Here is a 15346-nt window from a genome sequence, read left to right as displayed (position 1 = left end):
CGGCCGTACCGTTGGTGCCGGCGTGGTTGCCAAGATCATCGAATAATCGATTGATCTGATGTATTCAGGTCGGCATAATAGTCGGCCTGACTCTTGTTAGGCCAGTAGCTCAATTGGCAGAGCGGCGGTCTCCAAAACCGCAGGTTGGGGGTTCGATTCCCTCCTGGCCTGCCAATTTCAATAATGAATTTGGCAGTATTTACAGGGTTCTAGCAGATGAATATCAAAGCAGAAGCCAAAGACTCGCGCTTCGATGTGGTGAAGTGGCTGGTTGTAGCTGCTTTGGTCCTTGTGGCGGTAGTGGGTAATCAGTATTACTCCGCGGAACCCATCCTGTATAGGGTCATCGCATTGCTTGCGATGGCTGTCGTCGCTGCTTTCGTGGCGTTGCAAACTTCTAAGGGCCGGTCTTTTTTCGTTCTTCTGAAAGAGGCTCGTGTCGAGATTCGCAAAGTCGTCTGGCCGACACGTCAGGAAACTACCCAGACCACGCTTATTGTGGTGGCGGTTGTTCTGATTATGGCGTTGTTATTGTGGGGGCTTGATTCCCTGCTCGGATGGCTAGTTTCCATGATTGTACGTTAAGGATTTCCCGTGGCTAAGCGTTGGTACGTGGTTCATGCTTACTCGGGTTACGAGAAGCATGTGATGCGTTCGTTGATTGAGCGCATCAAGCTTGCTGGCATGGAAGATCATTTCGGCGAGATCCTTGTGCCCACTGAAGAAGTGGTAGAGATGCGCAATGGTCAGAAGCGCAAAAGCGAGCGCAAGTTCTTTCCAGGCTATGTTCTCGTTCAAATGGACATGGCGGAAGGTGCGTGGCACCTCGTTAAGGATACGCCACGTGTGATGGGTTTTATTGGTGGTACTGCTGATAAGCCTGCGCCTATCACTGATAAAGAGGCTGAAGCGATCCTGCGTCGTGTTGCAGACGGCAGCGATAAGCCTAAACCCAAGACACTATTCGAGCCGGGCGAGGTTGTTCGGGTCGCAGATGGACCCTTTGCCGATTTCAATGGTGTGGTCGAAGAAGTCAATTACGAGAAGAGCCGCATTCAGGTTGCTGTTCTTATATTTGGTCGTTCGACGCCCGTAGAGTTGGAGTTCAGTCAGGTCGAAAAGGTCTAGCTGAACCAAGCGCCCCCACACCCCGCAGCTGTTGGCTGCGGGGTTTTGTCGTCACTGGGGTATTAAAGTAAGCAGGGGAGCCGAGAGGCGTTAAAACCCGAAACGGAGTAGTTATGGCTAAGAAGATTCAAGCTTATATCAAGCTTCAGGTAAAGGCCGGTCAGGCCAACCCGTCGCCGCCAGTTGGTCCAGCACTGGGTCAGCATGGCGTCAATATCATGGAATTCTGCAAGGCATTCAATGCCCGCACTCAAGGTCAGGAGCCAGGTCTGCCTACGCCGGTGATCATCACCGTTTACAGCGACCGCAGCTTTACCTTTGAAACCAAAAGCACCCCGGCAGCAGTTTTGTTAAAAAAAGCTGCAGGTATCACTAGTGGTTCTGCTCGTCCGAACACCCAGAAGGTAGGCACCGTTACTCGTGCTCAGCTGGAAGAGATCGCGAAGACCAAGAATGCTGATCTGACCGCCGCTGATCTCGATGCGGCCGTGCGTACCATCGCCGGCTCCGCTCGTAGCATGGGCCTGAACGTGGAGGGTGTGTAATGGCTAAATTGACCAAGCGCCAGAAGGCTTTCGCTGAGAAGATCGAAGCTGGCAAGCAGTATTCGTTTGAAGATGCCGCTACTTTGTTGGCGGAGTTGTCTGCAGTTAAGTTCACTGAGTCGTTCGACATCGCCATCAACCTTGGTGTTGACCCGCGTAAATCCGACCAGGTTGTGCGCGGCGCAACAGTTCTGCCTAACGGCACTGGCAAGAGCGTCCGTGTTGCTGTGTTTACACAAGGCCCTGCAGCTGAAGCGGCCCTGGCAGCAGGCGCTGACCGCGTTGGTATGGATGATTTGGCTGCTGAGATGAAAGGTGGTGATCTGAGTTACGACGTGGTGATCGCATCTCCGGATGCAATGCGCGTTGTTGGTCAGCTCGGCCAGATCTTAGGTCCGCGTGGACTGATGCCCAACCCGAAAGTTGGCACCGTTACTCCGGACGTCGCTACCGCTGTGAAGAACGCCAAGGCCGGCCAGGTCCGTTTCCGTACTGACAAGAACGGCATCATCCACACTTCTGTCGGTAAGGTTGGATTCGAAGCCGTTCAGTTGAAGCAGAACGTTGAAGCCCTGCTTTCCGATCTCAAGCGTCTGAAGCCGTCTACTTCCAAAGGCATCTATGTCAAGCGTGTAACGCTGAGCACGACCATGGGTCCAGGTCTGATCATCGATCAGGCGTCGCTCGAAGCTTAAAGTTATGCAGCGCTCAGGTTCGTGAGCGTAATAGATTGGGGTCCCTGCCTGGCGGGGGCTATCCAAGACCGTAGGCGACGAAAGTCTTAAATCGGAAGGGTGTTGCTCTTTCAGGCCTACGCAGAGGTGCTCCCGATTCGTACCGAATCAGACACCAAAACCCGTCCAGTTTCGATTGGGCGAACCGGTAACATCCAGGAGTAAAAACCCGTGGCAATCAAACTCGAAGACAAGAAAGCCATCGTCGCTGAAGTCAACGAGGCTGCCAAAGCTGCCCTTTCCGCTGTCGTGGCTGATGCCCGTGGCGTGACTGTGGGAGCCATGACCGGACTCCGTAAAGAGGCCCGCGACGCTGGAGTTTACGTACGTGTTGTACGTAACACCCTTCTTCGCCGCGCCGTTGAAGGCACTCCTTATGACGTGCTCAGCGACGTGTTCAAGGGCCCGACCCTCATTGCGTTCTCAAATGAACATCCGGGCGCCGCTGCCCGTATCTTCAAAGAATTCGCCAAGGGTCAGGACAAGTTCGAGATCAAGGCTGCTGCGTTCGAAGGTCAGTTCATCGCAGCCAACCAGATCGACGCTTTGGCAACCCTGCCGACCTATGACGAAGCTATTTCTCAGCTGATGAGCGTGATTCAAGGCGCTACCAGCAAGCTGGCTCGTACTCTGGCGGCCGTTCGTGACCAGAAGGAAGCTGCCGCTGCCTAAGGCGCGGAAAGCACTTTCGATTTCTTTTTGAATTAGATGGCCGCAGGCTGTCACTTATATACAGGAACAAGAGTCATGGCTCTGACCAACGAAGACATCATCAACGCCGTTTCCGAAATGTCCGTGATGCAGGTTGTTGAACTGATCAAGGCAATGGAAGAGAAGTTCGGTGTTACTGCAGCGGCTGCTACAGTTGCTGCTGCTGGCCCGGCTGCTGCCGCTGCTGAAGAGCAGACCGAGTTCAACGTTATGCTGCTTGAAGCTGGCGACAAGAAAGTCAACGTGATCAAGGCAGTTCGTGAGCTGACCGGTCTGGGTCTGAAAGAGGCCAAGGCAGTTGTTGACGGCGCCCCTGGCATTGTCAAGGAAGGCGTTTCCAAGGACGAGGCTGAAGCTGCCAAGAAATCCTTGGAAGAAGCTGGCGCCAAAGTCGAGCTTAAGTAAGCAAGACGTTGCGTCTACAGCCGAAGCGACTCGCGTGAGGCTGATGGCTGGTGGCTTTTGCCACCGGCCTTTTTCCGTTATAGCTGCATGATGTTCATCTGGCAGCTCGAATGGAATAACCGCTCCGATGGGCGGTGCGAATCGAGTATTCGCAAGATTTTCTGGCTGCTCCCGTCGGGAGAAGCCAAACAAGCAGGTGACCAAGCTGGGGAACGCTGATGGCTTACTCATACACTGAGAAAAAACGAATCCGCAAGGACTTTAGCAAGTTACCGCACGTTATGGACGTGCCGTATCTTTTGGCCATCCAGCTGGATTCGTATCGCGAATTCCTGCAGGCGGGAGCGACCAAGGATCAATTCCGCGACATTGGCTTGCATGCAGCCTTCAAATCCGTTTTTCCGATTATCAGCTATTCCGGCAATGCAGCGCTGGAGTACGTCGGGTACCGTCTGGGTGACCCGGCTTTCGACGTCAAAGAGTGCGTACTTCGTGGAGTGACATTTGCTGTTCCGCTGCGTGTAAAAGTCCGCCTCATCATTTTCGATAAGGAATCGTCCAGCAAGGCGATCAAGGACATCAAGGAGCAGGAAGTCTACATGGGGGAAATCCCCCTGATGACCGAGAACGGTACCTTCATCATCAACGGTACTGAGCGGGTAATCGTTTCCCAGTTGCACCGCTCGCCAGGGGTGTTCTTCGACCATGACCGTGGCAAGACGCACAGCTCAGGAAAGCTGCTCTATTCTGCTCGCATCATTCCTTATCGCGGGTCCTGGTTGGACTTCGAGTTCGATCCGAAGGATGCAGTGTTCGTGCGTATCGATCGACGTCGCAAGTTGCCGGCGTCTGTATTGCTCCGCGCCCTGAGTTACAGCACCGAGGAAATTCTCGACGCGTTCTACGACACTAACGTGTTCCACGTTAAGGGCGAGGCGCTGAGTCTTGAGCTTGTGCCTCAGCGTCTGCGCGGCGAGATCGCATCGTTCGACATCAAGGACGAAAACGGCAAGGTAATTGTGGAGCAGGGCCGCCGCATCACTGCGCGCCATATCAATCAGCTCGACAAGTCCGGCATCAAGTCGCTCGACATGCCGATGGATTATGTACTCGGGCGAACTACAGCCAAGGCCATTGTTCATCCGGCCACTGGCGAAATCATCGCAGAGTGCAACACCGAATTGACTGTTGACGTTCTGGCCAAGTTGGTCAAGGCGCAAGTCGTACGTTTCGAGACCCTGTACACCAACGATATCGACTGTGGCCCGTTCATTTCCGATACGTTGAAGATTGATTCGACCACCAATCAGCTCGAAGCCTTGGTTGAAATCTATCGCATGATGCGTCCTGGTGAGCCGCCAACCAAAGACGCTGCCGAAACGCTTTTCAATAATCTCTTCTTCGCTTCTGAGCGCTATGACCTTTCGGCCGTGGGCCGGATGAAGTTCAACCGTCGCATCGGTCGTACCGAGATCGAAGGTTCCGGCGTTCTGAGCCGTGAGGATATCGTTGCGGTGCTCAAGACACTGGTTGATATCCGCAATGGTAAAGGCGTTGTGGACGACATCGATCACCTTGGAAACCGCCGGGTCCGTTGCGTCGGTGAGATGGCCGAGAATCAGTTCCGTGTTGGACTGGTTCGGGTAGAGCGCGCTGTCAAAGAGCGCCTCTCCATGGCTGAGAGTGAAGGCCTGATGCCTCAGGACTTGATCAACGCCAAGCCAGTAGCAGCTGCGGTGAAGGAGTTTTTCGGCTCCAGTCAGCTTTCGCAGTTCATGGACCAGAACAACCCGCTCTCCGAGATCACGCACAAGCGTCGCGTTTCCGCACTGGGCCCGGGTGGTCTGACTCGTGAGCGCGCAGGTTTCGAAGTGCGCGACGTGCATCCCACACACTATGGTCGTGTTTGCCCGATCGAGACGCCAGAAGGTCCGAACATCGGCCTGATCAACTCGCTGGCAGCCTACGCTCGCACCAACCAGTACGGCTTCCTGGAAAGCCCATATCGCGTGGTGAAAGAAGGCGAAGTCACGGATGAGATCGTGTTCCTGTCGGCGATCGAAGAAGCTGATCATGTGATCGCTCAGGCCAGCGCAAAACTGGACGATCGCAAGCTGGTCGACGAGCTGGTCGCAGTTCGCCATCAGAACGAATTCACGGTCAAGGCGCCGGAAGACGTAACCCTGATGGACGTATCGCCGAAGCAGGTTGTTTCCGTTGCCGCGTCGCTGATTCCATTCCTCGAACATGACGACGCCAACCGCGCGCTCATGGGTTCGAACATGCAGCGTCAGGCTGTCCCGACACTTCGTTCGGACAAGCCGCTGGTCGGTACTGGCATGGAGCGCAACGTTGCACGCGACTCCGGTGTGTGCGTCGTCGCTCGCCGTGGCGGTGTAATCGACTCCGTCGATGCCAGTCGGGTGGTTGTGCGTGTACATGATGCAGAAGTCGAAACTGGTGAGGCTGGTGTCGATATCTACAATCTGACCAAGTACACCCGTTCCAACCAGAACACCTGCATCAATCAGCGCCCGCTGGTAAGCAAGGGTGACGTGGTCGAGCGTGGCGACATCATGGCTGATGGTCCGTCCACCGACATGGGTGAGTTGGCGCTAGGGCAGAACATGCGCGTCGCGTTCATGCCTTGGAACGGCTACAACTTCGAGGACTCCATTCTCCTGTCGGAGCGTGTTGTTCAGGAAGACCGTTTCACAACCATTCACATTCAGGAACTGACCTGCGTTTCCCGCGATACGAAGCTCGGCCCAGAAGAGATCACAGCGGATATTCCGAACGTGGGCGAAGCTGCGCTGAACAAGCTGGACGAGGCGGGCATCGTTTACGTCGGTGCTGAAGTAGGCGCTGGCGACATTCTGGTTGGCAAGGTCACGCCGAAAGGCGAAACCCAGCTGACGCCGGAAGAGAAGCTGCTGCGTGCGATCTTCGGTGAGAAGGCGTCCGACGTGAAGGACACCTCCCTGCGTGTGCCGACTGGTACCAAAGGTACCGTCATCGACGTACAGGTGTTTATCCGTGATGGTGTCGAGCGTGACTCCCGCGCGCTGGCCATCGAGAAGATGCAGCTGGACGAAATTCGCAAGGACTTGAACGAAGAGTTCCGCATTGTCGAAGGTGCCACATTCGAGCGTCTGCGCTCAGCTCTTGTTGGCGCTACCGTTGAGGGTGGGGCCGGCCTGAAGAAAGGCGCCGTCGTCACTGACGAGATGCTCGATGGTCTTGAGCATGGTCAGTGGTTCAAGCTGCGCATGGCGGAAGACGCGCTGAATGAGCAGTTGGAGAAGGCTCAGGCCTACATCTCCGACCGCCGTCAGTTGCTCGATGACAAATTCGAAGACAAAAAGCGCAAACTGCAGCAGGGCGATGATCTGGCTCCTGGCGTACTGAAGATCGTCAAGGTTTACCTGGCTATCAAGCGTCGTATCCAGCCGGGTGACAAGATGGCTGGCCGTCACGGTAACAAGGGTGTCGTCTCGGTCATCATGCCCGTCGAGGACATGCCGCATGATGCCAATGGCACCCCGGTCGACATCGTATTGAACCCGCTGGGCGTTCCTTCGCGTATGAACGTTGGCCAGATCCTTGAAACCCACCTGGGCCTCGCGGCAAAGGGCTTGGGTGAAAAGATCAATCGTATGCTCGAAGAGCAGCGCAAGGTCGCGGACCTTCGTAAGTTCCTCAACGAGATCTACAACGAGATCGGCGGTCGTCAGGAAAATCTGGAAAGCTTCAGCGATCAGGAAGTGCTGGACCTGGCTAAGAACCTGCGCGCTGGCGTCCCTATGGCTACGCCGGTGTTTGACGGTGCCAAGGAGCGCGAAATCAAAGCCATGCTGAAGCTGGCCGATCTGCCTGAGAGCGGCCAGATGCAGCTGTTCGATGGCCGTACAGGTAACAAGTTCGAGCGCACCACTACTGTCGGCTATATGTACATGCTCAAGCTCAACCACTTGGTCGACGACAAGATGCACGCTCGTTCCACCGGTTCCTACAGCCTTGTTACTCAGCAGCCGCTGGGTGGTAAAGCCCAGTTCGGTGGCCAGCGTTTCGGGGAGATGGAGGTTTGGGCGCTGGAAGCCTATGGCGCCGCCTACACCCTGCAGGAAATGCTCACGGTCAAGTCGGACGACGTGAACGGACGGACCAAGATGTACAAGAACATCGTGGACGGAGATCACCGTATGGAGCCCGGCATGCCGGAGTCTTTCAACGTGTTGATCAAAGAAATCCGCTCGCTCGGTATCGACATCGATCTGGAAACCGAATAACCACGCACCGCCTATGCGGCGTCCGGCATCAGCCGGCCGTCGCAGGTCCGTGAGGAGGAAAGGCCTTGAAAGACTTGCTGAATCTGTTGAAAAACCAGGGTCAAATCGAAGAGTTCGATGCCATCAAGATTGCATTGGCTTCGCCCGAGATGATCCGTTCCTGGTCCTTTGGCGAGGTCAAGAAGCCGGAGACCATCAACTACCGTACGTTCAAGCCCGAGCGTGACGGCCTGTTCTGCGCCAAGATCTTTGGCCCGGTCAAGGACTATGAGTGCCTGTGCGGTAAGTACAAGCGCCTCAAGCATCGTGGCGTTATCTGTGAGAAGTGCGGCGTTGAAGTTGCGCTAGCCAAGGTGCGCCGTGAGCGTATGGCTCACATTGAGCTGGCTTCGCCAGTTGCTCACATCTGGTTCCTGAAGTCGCTGCCGAGCCGTATCGGCCTGCTGCTGGATATGACCCTGCGTGACATCGAGCGTGTGCTTTATTTCGAAAGCTACGTCGTGATCGATCCGGGCATGACAACGCTTGAGAAGGGTCAGCTGCTCAACGACGAACAGTATTTCGAAGCACTGGAAGAGTTCGGTGACGACTTCGATGCCCGCATGGGCGCTGAAGCGGTGCGCGAGCTGCTGCACGAAATCGACCTGGAGCACGAGATCGGTCGCCTGCGCGAAGAGATTCCGCAGACCAACTCGGAAACCAAGATCAAGAAGCTGTCAAAGCGCTTGAAGCTGATGGAAGCGTTCTTTGGTTCTGGCAACTTGCCGGAGTGGATGGTCCTGACCGTCCTGCCGGTGCTGCCGCCAGATCTTCGTCCATTGGTCCCGCTCGATGGCGGACGTTTCGCGACGTCGGATCTCAACGATCTTTACCGTCGGGTGATCAACCGTAACAACCGTCTCAAGCGCCTGCTAGACCTGTCGGCGCCGGACATCATCGTGCGCAACGAAAAGCGCATGCTGCAGGAAGCGGTTGACGCTCTGCTCGATAACGGCCGTCGCGGTCGTGCCATTACTGGTTCGAACAAGCGCCCGCTGAAGTCGCTGGCCGATATGATCAAGGGCAAGCAAGGTCGTTTCCGTCAGAACCTGCTCGGCAAGCGCGTTGACTACTCCGGTCGTTCGGTTATCACCGTTGGCCCAACCCTGCGCCTGCATCAGTGCGGTCTGCCGAAGAAGATGGCGCTCGAGCTGTTCAAGCCGTTCATTTTCGGCAAGCTGGAGATGCGTGGCATGGCGACCACGATCAAGGCTGCCAAGAAGATGGTCGAGCGCGAACTGCCAGAAGTTTGGGACGTTCTCGCTGAAGTGATCCGCGAACATCCGGTACTGCTCAACCGCGCACCGACGCTGCACCGTCTGGGTATCCAGGCGTTCGAGCCCGTGCTGATCGAAGGTAAGGCGATCCAGCTGCATCCGTTAGTTTGTGCGGCTTACAACGCCGACTTCGACGGTGACCAAATGGCTGTGCACGTGCCCCTAACGCTGGAAGCCCAGCTGGAAGCGCGTGCGCTGATGATGTCGACCAACAACATTCTGTCGCCTGCCAACGGTGAGCCAATCATCGTGCCTTCGCAGGACGTGGTACTGGGTCTGTATTACATGACCCGTGAAGCTATCAATGCCAAGGGCGAAGGTCGCGTATTTGCTGACCTGCAAGAAGTCGACCGTGTGTTCCGCGCTGGCGAGGCTTCGTTGCACGCTCGCGTTAAGGTTCGAATCAACGAGACCATCAAAGACCGGGACGGCACGATCACCAAGAATGTGCGCATCGTTGATACCACAGTCGGGCGTGCGCTGTTATTCCAGGTCGTTCCGGCGGGTCTGGCGTTCGACGTGGTTAACCAGCCGATGAAGAAAAAGGCGATCTCCAAGCTGATCAATCTGTGCTATCGCACGGTCGGTCTGAAGGATACCGTCATCTTTGCCGACCAGTTGATGTACACCGGTTTCGCTTATTCCACCATCTCCGGTGTGTCCATCGGCGTTAACGATTTCGTCATTCCGGACGAAAAGGCCCGCATCATTGATGCTGCCACCGAGGAAGTGAAGGAGATCGAATCGCAGTACGCATCCGGCCTGGTTACTCAGGGCGAAAAGTACAACAAGGTGATCGACCTTTGGTCCAAGGCCAACGATGAAGTTTCCAAGGCGATGATGGCCAACCTCTCGAAAGAGAAGGTCATTGATCGTGATGGCAATGAGGCCGAGCAAGACTCCTTCAACTCCATGTACATGATGGCTGACTCAGGTGCTCGTGGTTCTGCGGCCCAGATTCGTCAGCTGGCTGGTATGCGTGGACTGATGGCCAAGCCGGATGGCTCGATCATCGAGACGCCAATCACCGCAAACTTCCGTGAAGGTCTGAACGTACTCCAGTACTTCATCTCCACTCACGGCGCGCGTAAAGGTCTGGCGGATACCGCTCTGAAGACCGCCAACTCCGGTTATCTGACCCGTCGTCTGGTAGACGTCGCGCAGGATCTGGTTGTTACCGAAGTAGATTGCGGTACCGAACAAGGCCTGTTCATGACTCCGCACATCGAAGGCGGCGACGTTGTCGAGCCGCTCGGTGAGCGCGTTCTGGGCCGTGTAATTGCTCGCGATGTACTCAAGCCCGGTACCGAGGAGGTGCTGGTGCCGGCCGGTACGCTGGTCGATGAGCAGTGGGTTGATTTCATCGAGCTGAACAGCATTGACGAAGTTGTCGTTCGATCGCCGATCAGTTGCGAAACCCGCTATGGCATCTGCGCCAAGTGCTACGGTCGCGACCTTGCGCGTGGCCATCAGGTCAACATCGGCGAGGCCGTCGGCGTTATCGCTGCCCAGTCCATCGGTGAGCCTGGTACTCAGCTGACGATGCGTACCTTCCACATCGGTGGTGCGGCCAGCCGGACTTCGGCTGTCGACAACGTCATGGTTAAGAACGGCGGTACGATTCGCCTGCATAACCTCAAGCACGTTGAGCGCGCTGACGGCGCTCTGGTTGCGGTCTCCCGTTCCGGTGAGCTGGCCGTGGCAGACGACTTCGGTCGGGAACGCGAGCGCTACAAGCTGCCGTACGGTGCCGTTATCTCCATCAAGGAAGGCGACAAGGTTGATGCTGGCACTGTCGTCGCCAAGTGGGACCCGCACACCCACCCAATCGTCACAGAGATGAAGGGTGTCGTGACCTTCGTTGGTATGGAAGAGAACATCACTATCAAGCGTCAGACCGATGAGCTCACCGGTTTGACCAACATCGAAGTGATGGATCCGAAGGATCGACCTGCTTCTGGCAAGGACATTCGTCCGGCGATCAAGATGGTCGATTCCAGTGGCAAGGAACTGCTCCTGCCGGGTACCGACGTACCTGCACAGTATTTCCTGCCTGCTAACGCTCTGGTAGGCGTGGCTGACGGCGCGGAAATCAATGTGGGTGACGTCATTGCGCGTATCCCGCAGGAAACTTCAAAGACCCGCGATATCACCGGTGGCTTGCCGCGTGTTGCCGACCTCTTCGAGGCTCGTCGTCCTAAAGAGCCTTCGATCCTGGCAGAAATCAGCGGCACGATTTCCTTCGGTAAGGAGACCAAGGGTAAGCGCCGCCTGGTTATTACCCCAACCGATGGCACGGATCCTTACGAGGAGCTGATTCCTAAGTGGCGCCACCTGAACGTCTTCGAAGGCGAACAGGTGAACAAGGGTGAGGTGATCTCTGACGGTCCGAGCAACCCACACGATATCCTGCGTTTGCTGGGTGTGAGTGCGCTGGCGAAGTACATCGTCAACGAAATCCAAGACGTTTATCGTTTGCAGGGCGTGAAGATCAACGACAAGCACATCGAAACCATCCTGCGACAGATGTTGCGCAAGGTTGAGGTTGCTGAGTCGGGCGATTCGAGCTTCATCAAGGGTGACCAGATGGAGCTTACCCAGGTGCTGGAAGAGAACGAGCGACTTTCCGCTGACGACAAGTTCGGCTCTAAGTACATTCGGGTCTTGTTGGGTATCACCAAGGCATCGCTGTCTACCGAGTCGTTCATTTCGGCAGCCTCCTTCCAGGAAACCACGCGTGTCCTCACCGAGGCGGCAGTTACTGGCAAGCGCGACTACTTGCGTGGCCTAAAGGAAAACGTCGTTGTAGGTCGACTGATCCCGGCCGGTACTGGTCTTCAGTATCACAGTGAGCGCAAGCGCAAGCGTGAAGCCGACAAGCCGGTTCGCGTGAGTGCCGACGAGGTCGAAGCAGCATTGACCGAGGCCCTCAACTCGAGCGGCAACTGATAAGGTCGCCTCGACGCAAGTCGGGGCGCGCCTTGACGGTGTGCAGGAAGCTCTTTAGACTCTTGTACCCCTAATTTGGCGGGGCATTACGCCCTGCCATTTTTCGTTTGTGTCGAAAGACAACAGTGGAGCTAGTAGATGGCAACGATCAACCAGCTGGTACGCCAGCCGCGCAAGCGCGTCGTCGAGAAAAGCGACGTCCCTGCGCTGCAGAACTGCCCGCAACGCCGTGGCGTGTGCACTCGTGTGTACACCACCACGCCAAAGAAACCGAACTCTGCATTGCGTAAAGTTTGCCGTGTTCGCCTGACCAACGGTTTTGAAGTCGCTTCCTACATTGGTGGCGAAGGTCATAACCTGCAAGAGCACAGCGTAGTGCTGATCCGTGGCGGTCGTGTAAAAGACCTTCCCGGTGTTCGCTACCACACTGTTCGCGGTTCGCTGGACACCTCCGGTGTCAAGGATCGTAAGCAGGGCCGTTCCAAGTACGGCACCAAGCGTCCGAAGTAATCAGAATTTTATTTACCTAAGTCGATAAGAGTAAGGTCGGGCGTAATCTCATCGTTACAGTCCCGAGCTAACCTGAAGACCGTTTGAGGGCTTATCAATGCCAAGACGTCGTGTAGCAGCCAAGCGCGAGATCCTTGACGATCCGAAATACGGAAGTCTGATCCTGGCCAAATTCATGAACCACGTGATGGAGAGCGGCAAGAAAGCCGTCGCAGAGCGTATCGTTTATGGTGCCTTGGAAAAGGTTAAAGAGCGCAAGAACACCGATCCCCTGGAAATCTTCGAAAAAGCACTCGACGCCATCGCTCCGCTGGTCGAAGTGAAGTCGCGCCGCGTAGGTGGTGCGACTTATCAGGTTCCGGTCGAGGTTCGTCCTTCCCGTCGTAACGCCCTGGCTATGCGCTGGTTGGTGGATGCCGCGCGTAAGCGTGGTGAGAAGTCCATGGCTCTGCGTTTGGCCGGCGAACTGTCGGATGCGTTTGAAGGCAAGGGCGCTGCTGTGAAGAAGCGTGAAGACGTGCACCGTATGGCTGAAGCCAACAAAGCGTTCTCGCACTACCGTTTCTAATTCTGGCACCACTCAACTTGCGAGGGCTTTATGGCTCGTAACACAGCAATTAACCGCTACCGTAACATTGGTATTTGTGCGCACGTTGATGCGGGCAAGACCACTACGACTGAGCGGATCCTGTTCTACACAGGTCTCAGCCATAAAATGGGTGAGGTGCACGACGGTGCGGCCACTACTGACTGGATGGTTCAGGAGCAGGAGCGTGGTATCACCATTACTTCCGCTGCAGTTACGACTTTCTGGAAGGGCTCTGCTGGTCAGTATGATAACTACCGCGTAAACGTTATTGACACCCCTGGCCACGTTGACTTCACCATTGAAGTAGAGCGTTCGCTGCGTGTGCTCGACGGTGCTGTCGTTGTGTTCTGTGGTACGTCCGGTGTAGAGCCTCAGTCCGAGACTGTATGGCGCCAGGCGAACAAGTACGGCGTTCCACGTGTTGTATATGTGAACAAGATGGACCGCGCAGGGGCGAATTTCCTCCGTGTTGTTGCTCAGATCAAAAATCGTCTCGGCCACACTCCAGTGCCGATTCAGCTTGCCATTGGCTCGGAAGAAAACTTCCAGGGTCAGGTAGATTTGATCAAGATGAAGGCCATCTACTGGAACGAAGAAGACAAAGGCACTACCTATCGTGAGGAAGAGATTCCTGCCGATATGCTGGAGTTGGCTGAAGAGTGGCGCTCCAACATGGTTGAGGCCGCAGCCGAGTCCAGTGAAGAGCTGATGAACAAGTACCTCGAAGGCGAAGAGCTGACGATCGAGGAGATCAAGTCTGGTCTTCGCGCTCGCACCCTTGCGAACGAGATCGTTCCGGCTGTCTGTGGTTCTTCATTCAAGAATAAGGGTGTTCCTCTGGTTCTTGATGCGGTGATTGAGTTCCTGCCGGCTCCAACTGAAATTCCGCCAATCAAGGGTATTCACCCGGACCTCATTGACAAGCCGAAAGAAGAGCTTGTGGATGCGGACTATGATGAGCGTCATGCGGACGATGCCGAGCCGTTTTCGGCTTTGGCCTTCAAGATCGCTACCGATCCGTTCGTGGGTACTCTTACTTTCGTTCGTGTCTACTCTGGGGTTCTAGCCTCGGGTGACTCCGTGATCAATTCGGTCAAGGGCAAGAAAGAGCGCGTTGGTCGTATGGTGCAAATGCACGCTAATCAGCGTGAAGAGATCAAGGAAGTTCGCGCTGGCGATATCGCGGCTCTGATTGGAATGAAGGACGTCACCACTGGTGACACGCTGTGCAATGCTGAAAAGCCGATCATTCTTGAGCGTATGGACTTCCCGGAGCCGGTTATCTCGGTAGCGGTTGAGCCGAAGACAAAGGCTGACCAGGAAAAGATGGGTATTGCACTGGGCAAGCTTGCTCAGGAAGATCCTTCATTCCGGGTCAAGACCGACGAAGAAACCGGTCAGACCATCATCTCGGGTATGGGTGAGCTTCACCTGGACATCCTGGTTGATCGCATGAAGCGCGAATTCAACGTTGAGGCGAACATTGGTAAGCCTCAGGTCTCCTACCGCGAGAAGATCACGAAGAACTGCGAAATCGAAGGCAAGTTCGTGCGTCAGTCTGGTGGTCGTGGTCAGTTCGGTCATTGCTGGATCCGCTTTGCGCCGGCAGATGAAGGTCAGGAAGGCCTGGTGTTCGTGAATGAGGTCGTGGGTGGTGTGGTTCCGAAGGAATACATCCCAGCCATCCAGAAAGGTATCGAAGAGCAGATGAAAAACGGTGTTGTTGCCGGTTATCCGCTCATTGGCCTCAAGGCGACTGTTTTCGACGGTTCTTACCATGATGTCGACTCAAACGAGATGGCGTTCAAGGTGGCGGCTTCCATGGCGACCAAGCAGCTGGCCCAGAAGGGCGGCGGTGTAGTGCTTGAGCCGATCATGAAAGTAGAAGTTGTAACCCCTGAGGACTACATGGGTGACGTGATGGGTGACCTGAATCGTCGTCGTGGTCTGATCCAGGGAATGGAAGACACAGTGTCCGGCAAGGTTATCCGTGCCGAAGTCCCGCTGGGTGAGATGTTCGGTTATGCAACCGACGTTCGTTCCATGTCTCAGGGTCGCGCGAGCTACTCTATGGAATTCTCCAAATACTCCGAGGCTCCGTCGAATATCGTCGAAGCACTGGTTAAAAAACAAGGTTGATTCAGCCCTTTAAGTAAGAGGTTTACTGTCG

Annotated in this window: 11 protein-coding genes and 1 tRNA gene; all 12 read left to right on the top strand. The window is 55.5% G+C overall.

Features of this window, described 5'->3' with window-relative positions; genetic code table 11:
- Positions 1-98 precede the first annotated feature (98 nt).
- The 12 genes from NA619_RS24465 (at position 99) to fusA (ending at position 15315) form a co-directional block, all read left to right on the top strand.
- A tRNA-Trp gene (locus NA619_RS24465) sits at positions 99-174 on the top strand.
- A gap of 42 nt (positions 175-216) precedes the next feature.
- Complete coding sequence (gene secE / locus NA619_RS24460) at positions 217-585, top strand: preprotein translocase subunit SecE (protein WP_255964388.1); 369 nt, start codon at positions 217-219, stop codon at positions 583-585.
- A 9-nt stretch (positions 586-594) separates the two neighbouring features.
- Positions 595-1128 carry a transcription termination/antitermination protein NusG gene (gene nusG / locus NA619_RS24455; RefSeq protein WP_019342058.1) on the top strand — a complete coding sequence of 178 codons (534 nt, stop codon included), beginning with the start codon at positions 595-597 and terminating at the stop codon, positions 1126-1128.
- A 113-nt stretch (positions 1129-1241) separates the two neighbouring features.
- On the top strand, positions 1242-1673 hold the full coding sequence (gene rplK, locus NA619_RS24450; protein ID WP_019342057.1) for a 50S ribosomal protein L11: 432 nt from the start codon (positions 1242-1244) through the stop codon (positions 1671-1673).
- Positions 1673-2368: a 50S ribosomal protein L1 gene (gene rplA / locus NA619_RS24445; RefSeq protein WP_255964387.1), complete on the top strand. Its 696-nt coding sequence runs from the start codon at positions 1673-1675 to the stop codon at positions 2366-2368. The genes rplK and rplA overlap by 1 nt, the downstream gene beginning before the upstream one ends.
- Before the next feature lie 210 nt (positions 2369-2578).
- Positions 2579-3079, top strand: coding sequence for a 50S ribosomal protein L10 (gene rplJ / locus NA619_RS24440; protein ID WP_222910653.1), 501 nt, complete (start codon positions 2579-2581; stop codon positions 3077-3079).
- A 75-nt stretch (positions 3080-3154) separates the two neighbouring features.
- The gene (gene rplL / locus NA619_RS24435) at positions 3155-3523 is read left to right on the top strand and encodes a 50S ribosomal protein L7/L12 (RefSeq protein ID WP_255964386.1); all 369 of its coding nucleotides are present in this window, start codon (positions 3155-3157) and stop codon (positions 3521-3523) included.
- Between the two features lie 218 nt (positions 3524-3741).
- On the top strand, positions 3742-7812 hold the full coding sequence (gene rpoB, locus NA619_RS24430; protein WP_255964385.1) for a DNA-directed RNA polymerase subunit beta: 4071 nt from the start codon (positions 3742-3744) through the stop codon (positions 7810-7812).
- Between the two features lie 65 nt (positions 7813-7877).
- The gene (gene rpoC / locus NA619_RS24425; RefSeq protein ID WP_255964384.1) at positions 7878-12077 is read left to right on the top strand and encodes a DNA-directed RNA polymerase subunit beta'; all 4200 of its coding nucleotides are present in this window, start codon (positions 7878-7880) and stop codon (positions 12075-12077) included.
- 138 nt (positions 12078-12215) lie between these two features.
- On the top strand, positions 12216-12587 hold the full coding sequence (rpsL, locus tag NA619_RS24420) for a 30S ribosomal protein S12 (RefSeq protein WP_025240342.1): 372 nt from the start codon (positions 12216-12218) through the stop codon (positions 12585-12587).
- Positions 12588-12684: 97 nt separating this feature from the next.
- The gene (gene rpsG / locus NA619_RS24415) at positions 12685-13155 is read left to right on the top strand and encodes a 30S ribosomal protein S7 (protein WP_019342051.1); all 471 of its coding nucleotides are present in this window, start codon (positions 12685-12687) and stop codon (positions 13153-13155) included.
- A gap of 30 nt (positions 13156-13185) precedes the next feature.
- On the top strand, positions 13186-15315 hold the full coding sequence (gene fusA / locus NA619_RS24410) for an elongation factor G (RefSeq protein ID WP_255964383.1): 2130 nt from the start codon (positions 13186-13188) through the stop codon (positions 15313-15315).
- The last annotated feature ends 31 nt before the right edge of the window (positions 15316-15346 follow it).

This window comes from Stutzerimonas stutzeri (assembly GCF_024448895.1).
Classification (GTDB): Bacteria; Pseudomonadota; Gammaproteobacteria; order Pseudomonadales; family Pseudomonadaceae; genus Stutzerimonas; species Stutzerimonas stutzeri_Q.
Note: the sequence above shows the minus strand (reverse complement) of the source record. Positions and strands in the feature narration are given on the sequence as shown.

What these genes read in the sequence shown, in the direction of transcription:
- fusA (WP_255964383.1), top strand. Translation starts at nt 13,186, where the DNA reads ATGGCTCGTAACACAGCAATTAACCGCTACCGTAACATTGGTATTTGT.
- rpoB (WP_255964385.1), top strand. Translation starts at nt 3,742, where the DNA reads ATGGCTTACTCATACACTGAGAAAAAACGAATCCGCAAGGACTTTAGC.
- rpsL (WP_025240342.1), top strand. Translation starts at nt 12,216, where the DNA reads ATGGCAACGATCAACCAGCTGGTACGCCAGCCGCGCAAGCGCGTCGTC.
- rpsG (WP_019342051.1), top strand. Translation starts at nt 12,685, where the DNA reads ATGCCAAGACGTCGTGTAGCAGCCAAGCGCGAGATCCTTGACGATCCG.
- rplK (WP_019342057.1), top strand. Translation starts at nt 1,242, where the DNA reads ATGGCTAAGAAGATTCAAGCTTATATCAAGCTTCAGGTAAAGGCCGGT.
- rplA (WP_255964387.1), top strand. Translation starts at nt 1,673, where the DNA reads ATGGCTAAATTGACCAAGCGCCAGAAGGCTTTCGCTGAGAAGATCGAA.
- rplL (WP_255964386.1), top strand. Translation starts at nt 3,155, where the DNA reads ATGGCTCTGACCAACGAAGACATCATCAACGCCGTTTCCGAAATGTCC.
- secE (WP_255964388.1), top strand. Translation starts at nt 217, where the DNA reads ATGAATATCAAAGCAGAAGCCAAAGACTCGCGCTTCGATGTGGTGAAG.